This window comes from Lunatimonas sp. (genome assembly GCF_020832325.1).
GTDB lineage: Bacteria > Bacteroidota > Bacteroidia > Cytophagales > Cyclobacteriaceae > Lunatimonas.
Map to the genome: position 1 here is coordinate 1 of NZ_JAFIEU010000039.1, position 19,478 is coordinate 19,478.

The window sequence follows — 19,478 nt, forward strand, 5'->3', positions numbered from 1 at the left end:
GTTGGTGGGGACGGATTTACAAGTTAATTTGATCATCGATTCCCTCTGATTAATAGTCTTGTCTCCCTCCATAACAGGCTCGTCTTAGATGAGGAGCCTGTTTTTAGCGGAGAGGTATTTGCCAAGGCCAGCGTTTCGACATCTTCCCTATCCTCACTACCACCTCACATTATCGGAGATGGTGCATGTGCACGGGCTTACTGTGGAAAATCTCGCCTCCGACCGGATCATTCAGGTGGATTGGAATGATCTGGACCAGCCTGTGTATTGTTTTAAGCTGGAGGAGTTGAGCAGTGATATGGAGAAACTATCCGATCTGTTAACGGTATATTTACCGGTGCTGCCACAAAAAAATAAAGGGAGTTATTCGAAGTCAATAGGCAATTCCCTTCTTTAGGCTGACAAAGAGCACATTTAAGGGGCTTTTCAAAGATACGTGTAATGCCAAAAATTCCTTGTCTGGTGCTGGAAATATTCTTTTCTGATGCACCTATATGGAGGGCTTTTGATTTCGGGTAGTAAAACAAAAGAAGCCTTGCGTACTTGCTTTTGACCGAAAAAAGAATTTCCTTGCGGATCAGAATTTATGCAGTGCAAACGGATAAATTTTTTCACAACACCAAAACGAACAATACATGAAAAAGCAGTGGATTGAACCGGAGATTAAGGAGATAGTTATAAACAATGGAGCTTATGCTTTTGATTTTGAAGGGGCGCTTTACAACAACAATAGTTAATTTGATTATAGATTCCCTCCGATTAATTGTCTTATCTCCCTCCAAAGCAGGCTCCTCTTCGTTGAGAAACCTGTTTTTGTTCGGAGCAATGACTTTCATGGCCTGAATAATTTAGACGTTTTATCTCCACTACCTCTCACTCGACTAACCTGATTCAAATAATTAGCTTTCCGGATTTTTTGCTATATTTCCTTTCTTAAAAGCCTCCCCGGATATGGAAATGTATGCGCAGGTGCTCAACTATACGATGCCGATCTTTCTGCTGCTGATTTTGCTGGAGCAGCTGGCGGGATGGCGTATGGGCAGGCAAGTAAGCCGTAGCCTGGACAGTGTGTCCAGTATCAGTTCGGGCATGACCAATGTGATCAAAGACGTGCTGGGATTGACCATCTCCTTGCTGACCTACCATTGGTTGGTAGAGCACGTAGCGATCTTTGAGATCAAAGCTACTTGGCTAACCTACGCCGTGACCTTTGTGGTGATCGATTTCAAAGGATATTGGGTGCATCGCTGGGAGCACCGGATCAACCTGCTCTGGAACCGACACGTGATCCATCACAGCAGCGAGGAGTTTAACCTAAGCTGCGCCCTGCGGCAGACTGTTTCTACCGTCTTCGACTATTTTGCGTTTCTATTGCTGCCAGCTGCGCTCTTGGGAGTGCCGGTAGAGGTAATCGCCGTAGTGGCACCCATTCACCTGTTTGTCCAGTTTTGGTACCATACCCGGCTGATCGGGAGGATGGGATTTTTGGAGCATATCATCGTCACTCCCTCCCACCATCGGGTGCACCATGCCATCAACCCCATCTACATGGACCGCAATTTTAGCCAGATATTCATCGTGTGGGATCGCCTATTTGGCACCTTTCAGGAGGAGTTGGAGGAGGTTCCTTGTGTATATGGGATCACGCGCCCGGCCCGAACCTGGAATCCCCTGAAAATCAATTTTCAACATTTTTGGCTTCTGCTCAAGGATGCCTACCATACCCGGCAATGGAAGGATAAATTGCGGATCTGGCTGATGCCTACCGGCTGGAGACCGGAAGACGTAAAAATGCGATACCCCGTATACGCCATCGACCGCCCAGAAACCTATACAAAGTACGATACGCCCACTTCTCCCTCCTTTAACCTGTGGGCATGGACGCAGCTAATGGTGAGTTACGGCCTGCTAATTTACCTTTTTGCGTTTATCGGCAGTATAGGCTTTGCATTGGCGGCGCTCTATGGTGGATTTCTGGTTCTTTCCATCTATGCCTATACCGAACTGATGGACCGCAATCCCCTCGCTTGGGCTTTTGAGTTGACGAAGTCGGTCCTCGGTTTGGCCATTATTTTATGGCTGGGTGATTGGTTCGGGGCCTCCCAACACGTAGGGGATTGGATGACAGCCCTTGTGGGGGGCTATCAGGTGCTGTCTGTGCTGGTGGTTGTTCAATTTTCGGTGCGTTTTCGCGAGGAACAGCCATCCCGTCAGTCACCTATACACGAAAAATCACTTGGGTAGCCGCCTAATGCAGGCTGTTGATATCCTCGAGGATATAGCAGTTTTCGTGCCGCTGCATGCCGATTTTGGGGTAATAGTTGACCGCTTTGGGGGCAGAAATCAAAATAAGCTTGGCGAGGGGGGCTGCCAGTTTGGTGTGGCGGATTAGTTCCTTGCCGATGCCCTGTTTTTGGTACCTTGCGTCCACGGCCAAATCGGAGAGGTAGGTACAAAAGGCAAAGTCGCTCAGTGCCCGGGATATGCCCACGAGCAGGTCACCGTCTCGGGCAGTGACGATCAGGTTGGCGTGCTGTAGCATGGATTGGAGGCGGACCTTGTCGTCGATTGGACGCCTTTCACCGAGGGTAGATCGTTGAAGCAGCGAGGAGAATTCCTCTACGCTAAGGGTGTTTTCGGTTTGATACTGTATAGGGTTTGCCATGTGCTGTATGATTTTAGGGCGCCACGAAGATAATCATTTGGAGGAAAACCAGTATATTTCAGGTGTGGGAAAGGGGTGCCCTTTCTGAAGCTTTGTACATAACGTTGTTTACAACCAAAAGAATCAACCATAAACCTAAAACCGATAAGCCGATGAAATCCAGAAGAGATTTTTTACAAAAGCTTACCCTTTCGGCAGTTTCCCTGCCCTTTGTGTCCTCCCTTCAGGCACAGGATTTTGCCTCCATTTCCACCACCGAACCCTATCAGGGTCCGGTATTGCGGGTCGCGATTATGGGCCTAGGCAGCTATGGTACCCGCGTGGCGGAAGCCATGAAAGACTGCAAAAAGGCCAAACTGGTGGGCGTCATCAGCGGTACTCCCTCCAAGGTGACCGAATGGCAATCCAAGTATAATATCCCCGCCAAAAACTGCTACAACTACGAAAATTTCGACGCCATCAAGGATAATCCGGATATTGATGCGGTCTATATCATCACTCCCAATTCCCTGCACAAGGACCAAACCATCCGGGTGGCCCGTGCGGGCAAACACGTCATCTGCGAGAAACCCATGGGCCTCAATGCCAAGGAAGGCCGCGAGATGGTGGCCGAATGCAAAAAGGCAAATGTCCACCTGCTGGTAGGCTATCGCATGCGCTTTGAAGGCAATACGCTAGAGGTTATCCGCATGCGGAGAGAGGGAGAATTGGGCAAGATCATGTTTTTTCAGGGGCTTAGCGGCTTCCGGATCGGTGACCCTACCCAATGGAGGTTGAATAAGGAACTGGCCGGAGGCGGTGCCATGATGGATATCGGCATCTACTCTGTAAACGGTGCCAGATACATGGTGGGGGAGGAGCCGATCTGGGTGACGGCCCAGGAAACTAAGACCGACCCGGTCAAATTCAAGCCCGGTGTGGATGAAACTATCCAGTTTCAGTTTGGATTCCCCAGCGGTGCGGTAGCCTCCTGCCTATCCACGTACAGCATGAATGGACTGGATAAATTCTACCTCAACGGGGAAAAAGGTTTTGCCGAGATGCAGCCTTCCACCGGCTATGGACCCATTAAAGGGCGCACGCACAAGGGTCCCTTGGACAAGCCGCACATTACCCATCAGACGGTGCAGATGGACGAGATGTCCGATATCATCCTAGCGGGAAAAAAGCCCGTGATGCCTGTGGATGGAGAAGAAGGCCTGAAAGATTTGATCATCATCGATGCGATCTACAAGGCCGTGAAAACGGGTAAAAAAGTGGACATCAAACTGACCTGAGCAAAAGGGTCTCCAAAAAGTATGGCAATCCGGCTGAGAAAACCTCTCAGCCGGCTTTGTTCTTACGACTGTTTAGGTTTTTTGATGATATAGCGCATCAACAATGCCCGAAGGATAAACAGCACCGAGGTAAGGACCATGGCCCATTTGGCGCAGGTAATGAATCCCACGGCGGAGGCCAGGAAGAGGTGTTCTGTGGGGTATTGCGTCAGCAGGTAGATCAGCGTGCCGTTTTCGACGTAATCCAGGGGGAGTATCCAAAGTGGAAACAGGGCCCACCCCGCCTGACCACTCGCCCGGTAGATACCGAAAGATAACATCAGCGTGTACCACACCGGATACATAAAATCCAACAGCAACGTACCCCGAATATACATGGCACGATAATAGGCACCATATGCTTCAATAATGGCATAAGCCTCTTCTGCCGTATAAAACAAATAGGTGTCTAAAATGGGCTCTGGAAAATTCCGAAAAAACCAAATCAATGCCAAGTTATTGACTACCACCAAAATTACTAGTAGCACGAGATTGGCGGGAGTTGCGTACCGCGATACAATTTTTTTCATAATATATAAGGAACAATGTTTCTTCGAGGTAGACAATCTGATGAAAATAACAAGTATACCCGATCCAGAACTGAAGAGTCCCTGCGGAGTTCTTTTATAAATATACCTTTAAAAGTAAGCGATGAATCTCGATAGATGCTGTACCGTGATTTGGTCCAAACAACGCGTACAATCCTCACAACTCTCTGATTTCACGGTTTTTCAGCCCAAAGAAACAGTCTTTTTGCTAGCTCTCCAAGTATTTGAGTATGGATTATTCCGTCTTGGTTAAATATGTCCTAGCCATAAACTAAAATTTCACCCCCACACCCAGCGAAGTACGCAATCCACCCCAGTTTGCCACCAGGTTCTTGCTGTCAGACGTAGTGATGTATCGATCCTGGGCGTCGGTAAGTTTGTTGGCATGTTGGATTTCACCCTCCAGGGCCAATAGAACGTGAAAGATCCCCACGCTGTGGCCCACTTGGATACCGGGACGCAAGGCCAGATTTAATGCCGTGAGCCGGATTTTTTCGGTTTCCAGCCTGGTTCCAACTTTCACTTCCGATTGGATCGTTTCTACCACATTTGCGGCGGAGCCAAATAGGGTTAAATGAACCGGCCAGGAAGGGGAGTTGTTTGCGCGGACTTGTACAAAGGGCCCTACCTGAACAGCTGAAAGTGTCTGATCCATGACCGCATGGCCAGAATAGTCTTTATAATGCAATCGCCCACCGGTGGAAGCATATTCAGCGCGAACACCTATGGAAATGGAGGGAGAGATCCCAAAACCCATTGATCCCCCAAAGGTTGGAAAGGAGGGAAAGGCGTGCACAGTGCCATAGGGTATGGGATTCCCTTTCTGAAAGTCCTTCTGAAAAAGCTTTTGTGAATGCATCGCATAGGTTCCTATGCCGATGCGGAACATTAGCGAGTTGCCTTCCTGTGCCTGTGCCGAGGCGGCGAATAGTAAAATGAAACATGTCAGGTAAGCCTTCATGGGATAGCCTCTATGTGCCCGTAGGATCTCAGGGCATGGTTATTGGAAATAATGAGTAGGGGACCGTTTACGGTATTTTCGTATTCGAGGTTAGCCGCATTCATGGTGAACGTCAAAAATTGATACCGAATCGAAATGGTATTCGATGCGAGGTCATAGTCAATACCCCTAGGTGTTGGGTTGGCGAATTGGTTGTTTCGAAGCTCCTCCAGTGATTTGCTCGCATCCTGAGGGGCACGCTGTAGGTTGTATACCCGAGCATATACTACCCCCCGCTCACCGGTGTACTCACCAAGCCTGGGATAAGACAATACCTCCCTTCCTGTGGGCAGGAAAGCATGCTTTCCTGGGTCTATTGTTCCGAACGAGCGGTACTCGTCCAGATTCCGCTTGTAAACCATTCCCATCTGCTTGGATTCCCCCGTCGTGATCTCTGCCGCAATAAAGTTTCCATCTTCGGAAATGGCGGGCGGGTACGCATTAGCTCCTGTATATTGCCACAAGACCTGCAGTTTTTCCAAATTTACTACCATGGAGAAGGGTTTCCCCTTCCAAAACGCCACGGTAAGCAGGCCACTGTTGGAGGCATTGCCAAGTGTGGTAGCTGCCAAAGCTGCCGAAGGAAGGGAAGCTCCCTGGGTCGCAGTCTCTAGCGAGAAAAGTGTTCCTTCCTGCATATGTAGGGGATTGAACCTTAGGATCTGTCCTCGGTCTCCGCTTACATAGGCGCGGGACTCGTCCGGCTGTATGACCATGGATAGGGGAGGTGTAATGCCCTTCTCCTCAAGGGACAGGCTGTCCTCCAATACAAACCCGTCCAAATTATACCGGTACAGTTTTTTGTCCGTTGCGATGATCAACTTATGGCCTTCCTTCATCATCGCATAGGCCTTGAAGGGATGGATGTTCCCATTCGGGGTGAGCATCAGGTCCGTTTGTACCCTTTGGGCATAATAGCCCCTACGGAAGATATCCACATAGACGTAAATGTTTGAGGGGTCCATGTCCGTTTCATCCACAGCGATGTCCCCGGCACCGGTAAAGGGGGTCCAAGAGGTCGGACGCCCCTGATGGCCTGAGGTCCACCCCATCTGCAACCCCTGCGGATTGAGGGCACTTGCAGACCATCTCAGGCGCGCGATGCCTTCGCTGTCCCGTCGCAAAACGAAATCAGCGGGTGCCATCGAAATTTCACCCGATCCGACCACTACTTCGAAGCCAAAGCCCTGAGCAATTACCTGGAAATTCATCTTACCACCTACGTAGCCTGGGTCTATGTAGTGGTTTTCTTTGGAACTGCCTAGCAAGGTGTCTTGGTGAAACCAGGTATCCGAGTAGCTTCGCTTAACTTTGTAGATGAAGTTTTCCCGCGGATGGTTTCTATCCCATCGAAGGGTTAGGTAACCGTTTTCCATACCGGCACGAAAGGATCGAAACGTCGGTGGCGTGGAATCCACGACCACCGTAAACGTCTGATTAATGACGTAATACTCTTCTCCCACCCTATCGGCCAGGCTGCCGGAATTGGTGGAGGCATAAAGCACCATGTCAAGGGTATGCGTGCCATTCCCTAGCTTGGCGGGGTCTAGGGTAAACATCACCGCCATGTTGCTGACGCCGGAAGGTATCAGGTGGTGTCCCTGTTTGATTTCGCCTGCAACCATCCGGTTTTCCAAACCTCCCAGCCTAATGAAAAACTGGGTCGATTGCATAAGGTAGTAGGGATCCTTCAATGCGGGTTCGTCTACAGTGAACGTCACCGAGATAGGTTGGGGTGGTGTGATCTCTACCTCGTATTCCTCGAAAGGTTCAAATTTGCAACCGAAAAGTGCGAGCAGCACCAGGGAAAGGTACAGGCCCCTCTCTTTAAAAATGAGCTTCATCTGCGCAATAACGTTTAGGTTAATTTTTGTAGTAAAAAGTGCTCAGTAAGGCATACTGACATACTATCCCAGCGGGAAGATACGGGTCTCGTACCGAACGAAAAGCGGTGAAAGCTAGCCTAAAAAAACGATTATTCCAATGGGCGCAACAACATTATTTTTGGGCCCGACCTGCCCGGTTAAATCCTTCATTTTCAATCCTGTGAATTGCCTTAAAAATGGGCCTCTTCGGATATCTAGGGCGGAGGAAACCCACTCCTGATACGTTTGTGGACCACCGCTAATTACCGGCAAAATCGGCCTATGTTACTGCGCCGTGTCTCATTGCCTATTCCTGATTTAGCATCACCCTTCTTCCCTCCCGATCGCTTTGAATGGCGGCTTCCAGTATCTCCACCACGATGAGGTTGTTTTCCAGGGAGGAGAGGTCGTAAGGCTGCATGCTCAGTTCTCCGCGGATCAGTCCGGCGAAGAAGGAAAAGGGATCGTCGTAAGGGTATTCGCGTGAGGACAGTTGGGTGTTGCTTTCCTGGCGTTCTCCCGGCAGGCGGGTGACCAGCCGCGTGTTGTCTTTGGCGATCAGGTAGCCCGTTTCTCCATATACCTCCATGTCTTTGCGGCTAAAGGGCCAGTTCCACGAGGCCTGAATGACCCCCTTGGTTTCGGGGTACTGGAGCAGGATGGTGGCGTCGTCGTCCACCTTGGGGTATATGTCCGTTTTGATCTGTTTTAGCTCCGCCGTGACGGAAATGGGGCGTTCCCCCTGCATCAGCCAGGTCATCAGGTTGGCACCGTAGCAGCCGAAGTCGATCACCGCACCGCCGCCGTTCTGAACAGGATCCGCCAGCCAGTCGAGAAATTCTTGGTTTACCCCGATTTCCTTGGGGCCCTCGTGCCCGTCGTTGATGATGACGCGGCGCAATGCGCCGATGGCTTTTTCCTCGTGGACTTGCCGGTACACTTCCAGGTTAGAGGCGTACCAGGTGGTTTCGTAGTTGGTGATTAGTTGGATATCGTACTGTTTGGCCAAACGGGCCATTTCATTGGCATGTTCGGTGCTTACGGCGAGTGGTTTCTCCACCATCACATGTACGCCGCGGGGAGCGCAGGCCTGCACCACCTCCAAATGCTCGTAGATGGAGCCAAAGGCGGTTACTCCCTCGGGAGTGACAACCTTAAACATGTCCTCCATGCTGTCGAAGTGCAGGGATTGGGGGAGCTTGTACCGATTCATCAGGCGGGTGGCCAGGTCCCGGTTGGGTTCTACGATACCGACGATCTCCACATCGCCCTTATCCTGCCGTCCCAGTATCCAATGTACGTGTGAGTGGGTCAGCCCCACTACGGCCAGCTTGACTTTCTGCCGTTCTTGGGCAAATAAGGTAGCGATGGACAATAGCAGTAGGAGGAGGGAAGCAATCAGGCGAATCATAGAAGGATGGGTTTGAAGTCTCTGAGGTAAAGGTAAAAAAAAATACCATCTCCCAAGTTGCGTTTGAGAAATGGCTTGATGGTTGGTTACGTAAAAAAATTTACTTGGGAATCAATAGTTAGTAGTTGGATCAAAGCGAATGAATTGGCTGATTTCGAACCCTAACGACACGTACCTTCGGTATTCCCCTAAAAGCCAAAGCCAATAAACAGTTGTGCCACGGAGTTTCTGGACCGATTGGTTAGGTCTTTGGCCATGCCGTCCTTGCCGACCTGTCTAAGTCCGTAGTTGTACCGTGCGCCTATCGTCATATTCCGCAGGTCAAACCCTATCCCTCCGAGCAGTCCATAATCCAGCTTGTGGAAGTCGTTTTTGTCCAGCTCAATGGTGTTGATGGTGGCTAGGTCCGAAGTCCTCAGGTTTTTGACGTTTGCAGAGACCAGGTAGGACAGGTACGGTCCACCTTGGATGTTGATAGGACCCAAGTTGATCCCAAAGGCCAGGGGCAGTTGCACGTAGTTTAGGTTAAACCGTACTTCTCCTTCCCGTATGCCTAGCAGGTTAGATACGTCCGAGCCTCCATAGGATACCTTGGATCCCACATTGGTATAGAGCAGTTCCGGCTGAAAAGCCAGGAAGTCGGTGACGGGTATCTTGGTAAATATCCCGAAATGCAGGCCTACCTTGATATTTTCATCCTCTACGGTAGGCTGTTCGACGAAGAACTGCGAGAAGTTTAATCCTCCCTTTACTCCGAACCGAGGTCCCGGATTGTCACTTTGGGCATTGGCCGCCGGGGCGATGAACAGCGCACAGGAGAAGATTCCCAAGGCGGCGACAAGTTTATGAATAGCGAGCGTTTTCATGTGTTTATATGGTTTAGTTTTCTGGATGAATCCCCGCTCCCAGTATCCGGTTTTAAATAGGATTAATAAATTTATATAACAAAGGTATTGGTAAAATATAACTTATAGTTACATAAAGTAAAAATAACCTTACATGAATGTCACATTGAGTGGAGGGAAGTGATGCAGCGGCTCATGGGTTTACTGGAATTGGTTGGGGGTGCAGAGGTTGGGGGAGTGGTCCAGTAAAGGTTGTCAAAGGAACAGGGGTTATATGGGAAAATACAGTTCCTACTTGCTCCTTTTCTTTGCGGGAGTATGCAGTAAGGGGAAAGAAAAAGATCAAACCTGCATAGCAAGGCTACCGCTTATAAAAATACCCCGATCAGGGTATTTTATTTACGAAAAGCATCCTGTATTTTGCAAAGCGAGCTAGTAACATGGAATCATTTGTATTATGTCCAGATATTGCATAGAAATGGATACTTTAGGTGATTTAGTTTACTATTTATTTTGAATTTAATCAAATTAAAGAATATTTATTTTAGCCAAAGTAACTTCTCACTGCCCATAGGATTGCCTTTGGGCTGTGCAGGAAACACTGAATATTTAATGAGCCGATGCCACAGGTAAGAGTAATTAAAATTGAATTTGACACGGTACTGAAGCCGCACGAGGTACCGGCGTTTCGGGGTGCGGTGATACAGCTCGTAGGTCGTGAACGCACGGTATTTCACAATCACTTGGGGGATGACCGGTACCACTATGCTTATCCGGTGGTGCAATACAAGTCTCAGCGGGGCAAGGCGGGGATCGTCTGTGTGCAGGACGGTACCGAGGAGATCCACCATTTTTTTACACGCAACGAGGGTGGCATACGCATAGGCAGTCAGGCGCGGCCCTTGTTTGTCGAAAATGTGCGGATCAACCGGTTTCCGGTGGAGGTCACATCTGAGGACCATGCCTATCAGCTGGAACAATGGCTGGCGCTGAATGAGAAAAATTATGCAGTGTACCGCGGGTTGGAAGGGATAGCAGAAAAGCTGGCATTTCTGGAGCGGGTGCTGGTAGGCAACCTGCTGTCTTTTGCCAAAGGTGTACACTGGACGGTGACCGATCCCATTCGGGTTCGGATTACGGGGTTTCCTCAGGAAAGGTGGGTTCGTCACAAGGGAATCAGGCTGCTGGCGCTGGACGTGGATTTTTCATGCAATGTGCTGCTGCCCTCGGATATTGGCTTGGGCAAGGGCGCGAGTGTAGGTTTTGGAACATTAATCAGTAAAAAAAATAAACGATGACAAAGTATTTATATGGAGCCAGCATTCAGGGCATTCAGAGCTTTATTTTTCAGACAAATAAGCTCAAGGAGATTGTAGGAGGGAGTGAGTTGGTAGAGGAGATATGTACGGACATGTTTTACGAATTCATTAACTCCAATGAATCAGATGAAAACATTATTGTAAGTGCAGCGGGAAACATCAAATATATTGGAAACGAACAAATCAGTAGAAAGCTGATGAGAGAATTCCCCATGTATGTGTTGAAGAAAGCTCCTGGGGTTACTGTAAGTCAAGCAATCGTCAAAATTGAGGATAATGCTCCACTTTCTGAGCTTATAACAAAGCTGGAAGAAAAGTTAAAAGTGGAGCGAAATAAAGCAATGATGCCTTTGGAAATTGGATTTATGGGCTTGGAAAGAGCCCGAAGAACTGGAGGAGTAGCGGTTGAAATTAAAGAAAAGAAAGGAAAAAAGATTTCATTTTGTGAAAGTACTAAACTAAAAGACTCTGCCGTAGATAAAAAGTCTCAAGATTATGGGACGTCAAGCCATACAAAACTATTTAAAAAGATTTCAGGGCTTGTCGAAAAACCAAAGGAAATCACCCTTGAAATTGAAGACATCTGTAAAGGTCATAAAAACTCTTGGATTGCAGTGGTTCATGCGGATGGTAATGGACTGGGAAATATACTTAGAGTAATGGGAAAAAAACTCAAGGATAAAGATTTCGATACTAGTAAGTCAGCCTTTAAAAAATTTTCCAATGCACTAGATAAAGCTACCCAAAGTGCAGCTCAATCTGCTTTTTGGAAAGTTTTTAGTAAAGACGAGGCTATTACTTCTAAAGGTAAGCAACCGGTTAGACCGATCATTTGTGGGGGAGATGATTTGACCTTTATTATTCGGGCAGATTTAGCTTTAGAATTTACAGAACTTTTTCTTAGAGCCTTTGAAGAAAAAACCGAAGAGGAATTTAAAGTTTTGAAAGATTTTGGCATCTCCGATTTTAGTGATGGAATTACTGCTTGCGCAGGTATTGCCTATGTAAAAGAATCCTATCCCCTTCATTATGCGCTTAATCTTTCCGAAGCTTTGTGTAAGGATGCTAAGAAAAAAGTGAAGGAAAATGTTAAAAAACGTGATAATGGAATCCCTGAATCTGCACTGGCTTTTTATAAGGTTCAAGAATCTTTTACAGATAAGTTGTCTGTATTGCAAGAACGAACACTTCTGGCCAAGCAAAATGATAAAAGTTTAAATTATTACTATGGTCCATATCTATTGGACGAATTAGAGACATTAAATAGCCGACTGGCAACTCTCAAACTTGAAGCGGACAATTCCCAAGATGGATCAAAAGCAATTGGAAAACTACGTCGGGTGGTTTCGGACTCTTATAAAGATTTTTCTGTCGCCGAGTTCAACTTGAAGCGGATGCAAAATGTCAATAATGAATTCTTTGAAAAACTTAAGCTAAGTCAAGAACTCGAAACATTTGAAAATTTGACTTCTGGATCATTAGCAAAATCTCAATTATTGGATTTAATCACCTTACATGGATTTAGATATGGCACAAGAGAAAATTAATTATACCATCAACTTTTATACGGACTGGCATGCAGGGTCTGGCCTTTCGGCAGGAGCCGAAGCAGATGCGATAGTGATCAAAGATCCAGATGGATTTCCATATATCCCAGGCAAAACATTAAAAGGTTTATTTGTGGATGCTTTCAATGATTTTGAATTGTTAGAGATTCAGGGTTTTGATGAAGATACTAGGAAAAGATTATTTGGTTTTGTGGATGAAAAGAATGGTATCACCACGCCAGGAATGCTCTTTTTTTCCAACGCATCATTGCCAATAGATGAAAAAATGGCTATTGGAGCAGATCATTCAGAATTCCTTTATCGAACGATTGCCTCTACAGCAATCGATGCGGAAAAAGGTGTGGCTAAAAACACCTCACTTCGCGTTACAGAAGTCTGCATTCCTTTATCCTTGAATGCTTACATTCAAGGAGTGACAGAAAATGAACATCAAATTTTAATGCAATTGGCCAAGTATATCCGATCAATAGGAGCAAATCGAAACCGAGGCCTCGGTAGATGTTCAATCAAACTAACCTAAAAGCTATGACAACTTATTATTTTAAATGCACATTGCTTTCTGATGTGGTATTGAACGCCAAATTAGCCACTGAAGGCAATATGACCACCTTGGATTATATTCCTGGAAGTAATTTTTTGGGAATTGCAGCAAAACATCTTTATAAACCTGAAGAGAGCGAAATGGCTTACAGCTTATTTCATTCAGGCGATATTAAGTTTGGAGATGCTCGGGTGGCTACCAGTGCTGGTGAACCTACTTACGCTATCCCTTTCTCCTTCTTTCAGGATAAATTGAACTCAAAGTTAGAAGCTAACAAAGTCTACCTTCATCACATGATAACTTCTGAAAATCATCCATTAGATGAAAAGGAGACTAAGTTGCAGCTTCAACAATCCCGATCGGGTTATATTTCATCGTCTGGAGTATTGGTAAAAGAAGTTGGAAAGCGTTTTTCTTTAAAATCCGCTTATGATAGGGATTCACGTACTTCAAAAACAGGTTATATGTTTGGTTTTGAAGCTATACCTGCTGGGACAAGCTTTATCTTTTCTGTCCAAGCAGAGGATGAAGCGTTGTTAAAAACTGTATCCTCAGCCTTGGAAGGTGAACAAAGATTGGGTAAATCAAAAACTGCAGAATACGGTCAAGTTAAGATCAAACAAATCCAAGCTTTAGACCCAATACCTACTTTTCAATCAGAAGATTTTACTTTGGTTTATGCGGAGAGTAATCTTTGTTTTTTTGATTCAGCTGGTCAACCAACATTTCAGCCTACTGCAAAGGATTTAGGATTGGATGGGAAAATTGATTGGTCAAAATCACAAATTAGAACCTACAGCTATTCACCTTGGAATGGGCAAAGGAAAACCACTTCAACACAGCGCCACTGCATCCTCAAAGGGTCAGTCTTCTATGTGAAAACTGCTTCAAAGTCAACTGATTCAGCTTATAGAGGACATTATCAGGCTGAAGGTTTGGGGAAAGTGATTTATAATCCGATTTTTCTTCAATCTACTGGTAATGACCCGGTATCACCTTTTAAAATAAAATTAGATAATCCTCAAAATTCAACTTTTGAAAGGGGAGCTGGGAATTCAGCTTTAGCAAAGGTTCTTAAAAAGCGGAAGAACCAAGTAGCTGTTGAGTTATTGACGTCTCAATTGGTGACCAAATTTGTGTACGAAGAAGTACCAAAACAATTTGGCAAACTCAAAAGTGTTTCACCAAGCCAATGGGGGAATATTCGTTCGATCGCTTCAAGGTCAAAAGATGTGGCAGAAATAAAAGAAAAGCTCTATGAAGGGAAAGATGCTTACTTGACCCATGGAGTGGCCTATGAAAAGTGCTGGGGAGAAAATGGAGCGACTAGGTTGAAAAACTTCAAAGAAATCGTCGATAAAGTTGAAAATAGTTCTGGAGAAGATATTAGGCCTGATTTACGAATTTTCATTGCCAAGTTCTCTTCTGAGATGGCCAAGGCTTATAAAAATTAAAGAATATGGGAAAGACAATCATTAAATGTATCGCAAGATTTATGTTGGAGGCAGAGATCCCTTTGTTTGTAGGCTCTGGTCAATCGACACTTTTGAAAGATGCGCTGGTTCAAAAAGATGCCAATGGATTCCCGATGATTTCAGGTACTACCCTCGCTGGAGTATTAAGACACCAGTTTTCTAAACATGGTAATACTGAATCTGCCGCCAATTTATTTGGGGATTCTAAAGGAGGTGATACCGGTACCGGATCCTTAATCAAGGTAAGTCCGGGCTTAATGATGCTCAACAAAACTCAGGTTTCCGAAGGTTTGTTGGTGGATGAAAAGTGGGATGCTTTAAAAGCTCAATTTGAGCACCTTCCAGTTCGCCAACATGTCCGAATGAACGATAAGGCAGTTGCTGAAAAAAATGGTCTTTTTGATAATGAAGTGATCTTTAAAGGAACTCGTTTTGTATTCGAATTGGAATTGACGGATTTTTCCGGTAAAAATAAAGACAATTGGGATAAAATCTTAAAAACGGTTGGAAGTCCTGACTTTAGAATAGGCGCTGGAAGCAGAAATGGTTATGGAAGTCTAAAGGTTTTGCAAGTTCAAAAAATGCAATACGATTTAAATTCAGAAATGCAGGAATATTTGGAGCTTTCATCTTCTTTTAATGCCATTGATTGGGGTAAAGAAAATGAGGCTAAAGCAGAATCAGTAAGCTCCTCCAAAACCCATTATAAGTTAAAATTGACTCCTGATCCATTTTTCATTTTTGGGTCGGGGTATGGAGACCAAGATGTGGACAATACACCTGTGGAAGAAGAAGTTGCTGTCTATTCTGAAACAGGTATTGAGTTCGAAAAACAGAGTTTAGTACCTGGATCATCTATCAAGGGAGCTCTTTCACATCGGGTAGCTTATCATTATAACAAAGAAAAAAAACGATGGGCTGGTACTGCTGAAGCCAAAGTTGGGATACAAAACGAAGCAGTTGCTGAGCTTTTTGGTAAAGCAGGTAAAAACGTTGACGATCCAAAAGCGGGAAAAGTGTTTATTGATGATATTTTCCTCACTCAGGAAAAGGTAAAGAATGACAAGATCTTGAATCATGTGGCTATAGACCGTTTTACAGGAGGCGCATTGGAAGGTGCGCTTTTCTCTGAAAAAGTGAGCTATTTAAATGATGATGCTTTGGAAATCAATCTCTTCGCAGAAAAGGAAATTGCCGAAGAGTATTTAGAAGCATTAGAAGAAGGCTTAAAGGATATCTGCAAAGGCCTTCTTCCTCTAGGAGGAATGACCACTAAGGGTCATGGAATATTTACAGGAAGCCTTTGTATAGATGGAAATGAAATTTTTCCTATTAATTGACTTAACATGAAAAAATATATTCTAAAAGAAATTGAAGAAATCAATAAGATCCCTGATTATACATTCACGGGCTATTATTGGATGTCCCATAAGGATAAGCCGGATATGCTATTTGAGGAAAAATTTCCCAAAGAAATGATTCTGCAATCCATCAATCCCTTTTGTGTAGAAGCCTTATTGTACTCAGCCGAAAAAGATATCAGCATTCATATTCAGCATACGGGGGTGTATATGGTTACTGCATTTGATCATGAAGCGCTAAAAGACTTAGAAGTACTTCCTAAGGAATATATTCCCCATAAACTTGAACAAGTAAGCAAAGTCCTATTCAAACAAGTTTGGGAAGAGGAGTCTTACCAAGTTGATAGCGAAACGAACTTTCCTACACTCAAACCTACCGCTTTAATTTTCTCAGGATTTAAATACTAAAAATATGTCAGTAGTAAAATCACCATACAATTTCGTTCCAGCTCCTTCTGAAGGTCAAGTATTTTATCCACCGTGGCGGAACGATGTAAGACACGACATCCCTTTTGAGGATGGAGAAAGCGGAGAGATAGAAATCGAGATTACTGCAGAGACCCCAATCTTTATCCGAAATGGCCACACTAAACCAGCAGAAGGAGAAAAACCCACCGAGGAATTCTCCCACTTTATAGATAAAAATGGCCAAAAACAGTATTTTATTCCAGCCACTTCGCTTAAAGGGATGGTCAGGAATGTGTTGGAGATTATGAGTTTTTCGAGGTTGAATAAAAATTTGATTAATGATCATAGGTATGCTTTTAGGGATTTAACTCGGGCTTCACAATATCTTGCCCGTTATAAATATAATGAAATACAAGGTGGATGGCTAAAGGAAAAAGAAGATGGAAGCTGGTCTATCGAAAAATGTGAAGAACTAGCGCATATAGACCATCGCGAATTAAAAGAATATTTGGGCATCCCATTTAGGGATTATTTTTTGAACAACCAGCCAAAAAATAAAGAAGCTTTTTCTAAATATGAAAATTCAATAGTTAAAAAGCATGGACTTACACATTCATTCAGGACGGAAAAAAAACCATTATTTGGAAATATAGAATTAAATATGGCCTATTTCAATAGTGAAGGTAGAAAAGGTACATTAGTTTTTACAGGTCAACCTGGGCCTAGAAAGGAGGACACAAGAGATCTCCCTAAAGATAGAAAATTCAAGAGTTCAGGAAAGGTAAGAGAATTTGTATTCTTCGATTCAGAAAATCCTAAGATTTTGGAAGTAAGTCAAACTCAGCAAAAGGATTTTAAATTTATATATGGGCATGACGATCCAAGTAATCTTTCAAAGGACTGGAAGTATTGGAGAGGAAAACTTATAAATGGTGAAAAAATTCCAGTTTTTTTTGCTGAAAATGAAAACGGTGATTTAGAGCATTTTGGGTTGTCCTACATGTATAAGCTTCCATTTAAATATCGAGTTTCTGATCTCAATCCGAATCATAATCCCGACAAAAAGAAAGATCTGGCGGAGACCTTATTTGGATATACATCAAAGGACGATTCCTTAAAAGGGCGCTTGTTTTTTGGACATGCTTTAGCAGAGTCCCAAACGGTAAAAGTTTTACCACAAGTTGAGGCTGTTTTAGGAGGCCCTAAAGCATCTTATTTTCCATTTTACTTGGATCAGTTTAAGGATAAAGGCGGTTATTTCACTTATGATGATTCTGCAGCAACTTTAAGAGGCTTTAAAAGATATCCTGTTCAATCCAAAGAAGTTAAGACTTCTGCCGGTGATAATCAAAAAGTTGTAACCCATTTTAAACCGTTGGATAAAGGGACTAATTTTAAAATGAAGCTTAGATTTCATAATTTGAAATCTGTCGAAGTTGGAGCAGTCTTATCTGCCCTTACTTTTCATGGTTATTCAGATACCTTTTTTCATAGTCTTGGAGCTGCAAAGCCATTTGGTTATGGAAAAGTAAAGGTTAATGTCAACGATCCTAAATATTTGAATAAGCCTAAAGAGGATTACATGATGGACTTTGAAAACTTGATGATGTCTAAAGATCCAAACTGGCTTTCAAGTCCTCAAATAAAGGAACTTTTTGCAATGGCTAAAGGAGGTGTGAATGAAGACTATCTTTCATATCCGGTAATAAAAGATTTTATCAATATTAAACAACAAAATGAAAGGCTAGATCCCTTTACAGAGTTTTTTGAAAATGTAGATCCTACGGGACTATTAAAGCCATTCTCTGTAAGGCTCAAACCTCAAAAACCTCTACAACTTGAAGGTTTTGATAATTACCAAGATCTATCAAAATACTTAAATGAAGAAATTTCAATATTTGGTGAGTTTACGGATGAAAATAAGCTTTTGATTTTTGAAAAAATCGCACGAATTATTGAAGGCAAACATAAAGATTCCGTTAAAAAGCTTAGAAAAGATAGTCACTGGGATGGAAATATATCAAATTGGCTAGGAGTTGATATGAAAAATCAGTTAAAGGAACGATTAACACCTCTTTTATAACTCTATGCCCCACCTCCTCTCCATCATTTCCGATCAAGCGGTTCCAAATCTGCTTTTTATCAAGCAATTCGAAAAAGAGGACTCTCAATATTTCTTTGTGACCACCAAAGAGATGGAAGGGAAGCAGACCACCGATCATTTAATTGCTGCATTAAAACTGCCTGAACACAAATGCCATAAAATCCTTATCGATGCCAATGACGCGCTGTTGATTTTTGAGCAGCTAAAAGCATTTCCTTTTCCAAAGGAAGCTTCTTATTTGGTCAATATTACCGGGGGAAACAAACTAATGTCCCAAATGGTATTTCAACATTTTTTGGACTTCGAGGCTATGATGTACTATGCACCGATTGGTTCAGATCAGTATCAGGTTTTGTATCCCGAAGTGGGTCAGGTCCCCAAAAGTCAGACTATCAAGACAAGTTTGGATGACTACCTTAGGGCTTATGGGTATTTAGCAGAAAGCAGTTTGGAATACTACGAGGGTAGGCCATCTCCTAAAATCCTTATGCAGCAGGTACTTCAAAAAGGCCATCCCGGAAAGGTTTATGCCATAGCCAAAGCGACCGATCATGACTATAAGTTGCTGGACAAAAATTACTTGATGGGGGAGTGGTTTGAAATGTACTGTTACGATTATTTTAGAAAAGCGTTTGAATTAGACGAGAGCCAAATAGCTTGCAGTGTCGGCGTCAAACGTGCCGATAGCCATACTCCTTTTGATCACGATAACGAGTTTGACTTGATGTTCGTTCATCGAAATGATCTCTATGTATTCGAATGCAAGGTGTTTCCCAGCGGGAATGCCAAGATGGACCGAATCTCCAAACCCCTATTCAAGCTTGCCTCGCTCACTCAGCAATTTGGACTTAAGTGTAAAAAGTACCTAGCCGTATTGGGAAGTTTTTCCCAAGATCCCAAGTCTTTGCAGCAGCTCGAAAATCTCCGCCAAAATTTGGGAATCTCAAAGATACTGGATATCGACGCTTTTATGCTTCATTCTGGAAAGGATATCCTTCGAGAAGATATGAATTTTAAGATTAATCAGTTATTGGAAAAATTTAACGGATAGA

At 44.2% G+C, this 19,478-nt stretch carries 17 protein-coding genes; 11 read left to right on the top strand and 6 right to left on the bottom strand.

Annotated features, from left to right (window positions below; all coding sequences use genetic code 11):
• Nucleotides 1-88: 88 nt before the first annotated feature.
• Complete coding sequence (locus JJU34_RS14040) at nt 89-397, top strand: hypothetical protein (RefSeq protein WP_228693014.1); 309 nt, start codon at nt 89-91, stop codon at nt 395-397.
• 554 nt (nt 398-951) lie between these two features.
• Nucleotides 952-2,244, top strand: a complete 1,293-nt coding sequence (locus tag JJU34_RS14045; protein ID WP_228693015.1) for a sterol desaturase family protein — start codon at nt 952-954, stop codon at nt 2,242-2,244.
• A 4-nt stretch (nt 2,245-2,248) separates the two neighbouring features.
• Here JJU34_RS14045 and JJU34_RS14050 read toward each other — a convergent pair whose 3' ends face one another.
• Nucleotides 2,249-2,665 (bottom strand): GNAT family N-acetyltransferase, encoded by a 417-nt coding sequence (locus tag JJU34_RS14050; protein WP_228693016.1) that lies wholly within the window; start codon nt 2,663-2,665, stop codon nt 2,249-2,251.
• A 152-nt stretch (nt 2,666-2,817) separates the two neighbouring features.
• Here JJU34_RS14050 and JJU34_RS14055 point away from each other — a divergent pair, with 152 nt between their 5' ends.
• Nucleotides 2,818-3,942, top strand: coding sequence for a Gfo/Idh/MocA family oxidoreductase (locus JJU34_RS14055; protein WP_228693017.1), 1,125 nt, complete (start codon nt 2,818-2,820; stop codon nt 3,940-3,942).
• A gap of 62 nt (nt 3,943-4,004) precedes the next feature.
• Here JJU34_RS14055 and JJU34_RS14060 read toward each other — a convergent pair whose 3' ends face one another.
• From JJU34_RS14060 to JJU34_RS14080, 5 genes are all read right to left on the bottom strand, one after another.
• On the bottom strand, nt 4,005-4,511 hold the full coding sequence (locus JJU34_RS14060) for a hypothetical protein (RefSeq protein WP_228693018.1): 507 nt from the start codon (nt 4,509-4,511) through the stop codon (nt 4,005-4,007).
• A 289-nt stretch (nt 4,512-4,800) separates the two neighbouring features.
• Nucleotides 4,801-5,490 carry a hypothetical protein gene (locus JJU34_RS14065; protein WP_228693019.1) on the bottom strand — a complete coding sequence of 230 codons (690 nt, stop codon included), beginning with the start codon at nt 5,488-5,490 and terminating at the stop codon, nt 4,801-4,803.
• Entirely contained in the window at nt 5,487-7,373 is a 1,887-nt protein-coding gene (locus tag JJU34_RS14070) for a hypothetical protein (protein WP_228693020.1), read from the bottom strand. Before JJU34_RS14070 ends, JJU34_RS14065 begins: the two co-directional genes overlap by 4 nt.
• 328 nt (nt 7,374-7,701) lie before the next feature.
• Nucleotides 7,702-8,805 carry a Gfo/Idh/MocA family oxidoreductase gene (locus tag JJU34_RS14075; protein ID WP_228693021.1) on the bottom strand — a complete coding sequence of 368 codons (1,104 nt, stop codon included), beginning with the start codon at nt 8,803-8,805 and terminating at the stop codon, nt 7,702-7,704.
• A gap of 188 nt (nt 8,806-8,993) precedes the next feature.
• Nucleotides 8,994-9,671, bottom strand: a complete 678-nt coding sequence (locus JJU34_RS14080) for a porin family protein (RefSeq protein WP_228693022.1) — start codon at nt 9,669-9,671, stop codon at nt 8,994-8,996.
• A gap of 599 nt (nt 9,672-10,270) precedes the next feature.
• Between JJU34_RS14080 and JJU34_RS14085 the strand changes: the two genes are divergently transcribed.
• The 8 genes from JJU34_RS14085 to JJU34_RS14120 are packed head-to-tail and all read left to right on the top strand — an operon-like array spanning nt 10,271 to nt 19,477.
• The gene (locus tag JJU34_RS14085) at nt 10,271-10,948 is read left to right on the top strand and encodes a CRISPR-associated endonuclease Cas6 (RefSeq protein WP_228693023.1); all 678 of its coding nucleotides are present in this window, start codon (nt 10,271-10,273) and stop codon (nt 10,946-10,948) included.
• Nucleotides 10,945-12,516: a hypothetical protein gene (locus JJU34_RS14090; RefSeq protein ID WP_228693024.1), complete on the top strand. Its 1,572-nt coding sequence runs from the start codon at nt 10,945-10,947 to the stop codon at nt 12,514-12,516. The genes JJU34_RS14085 and JJU34_RS14090 overlap by 4 nt, the downstream gene beginning before the upstream one ends.
• The gene (locus JJU34_RS14095; RefSeq protein WP_228693025.1) at nt 12,485-13,057 is read left to right on the top strand and encodes an RAMP superfamily CRISPR-associated protein; all 573 of its coding nucleotides are present in this window, start codon (nt 12,485-12,487) and stop codon (nt 13,055-13,057) included. Before JJU34_RS14090 ends, JJU34_RS14095 begins: the two co-directional genes overlap by 32 nt.
• Before the next feature lie 5 nt (nt 13,058-13,062).
• The gene (locus JJU34_RS14100; protein WP_228693026.1) at nt 13,063-14,532 is read left to right on the top strand and encodes a hypothetical protein; all 1,470 of its coding nucleotides are present in this window, start codon (nt 13,063-13,065) and stop codon (nt 14,530-14,532) included.
• A 5-nt stretch (nt 14,533-14,537) separates the two neighbouring features.
• Nucleotides 14,538-15,893 (top strand): RAMP superfamily CRISPR-associated protein, encoded by a 1,356-nt coding sequence (locus JJU34_RS14105; protein WP_228693027.1) that lies wholly within the window; start codon nt 14,538-14,540, stop codon nt 15,891-15,893.
• Nucleotides 15,894-15,899: 6 nt separating this feature from the next.
• On the top strand, nt 15,900-16,322 hold the full coding sequence (locus JJU34_RS14110; protein ID WP_228693028.1) for a TIGR04423 family type III CRISPR-associated protein: 423 nt from the start codon (nt 15,900-15,902) through the stop codon (nt 16,320-16,322).
• A 4-nt stretch (nt 16,323-16,326) separates the two neighbouring features.
• Nucleotides 16,327-18,405, top strand: coding sequence for a TIGR03986 family CRISPR-associated RAMP protein (locus JJU34_RS14115; RefSeq protein ID WP_228693029.1), 2,079 nt, complete (start codon nt 16,327-16,329; stop codon nt 18,403-18,405).
• A gap of 4 nt (nt 18,406-18,409) precedes the next feature.
• The gene (locus JJU34_RS14120; protein WP_228693030.1) at nt 18,410-19,477 is read left to right on the top strand and encodes a DUF1887 family CARF protein; all 1,068 of its coding nucleotides are present in this window, start codon (nt 18,410-18,412) and stop codon (nt 19,475-19,477) included.
• Nucleotide 19,478 lies beyond the last annotated feature (1 nt).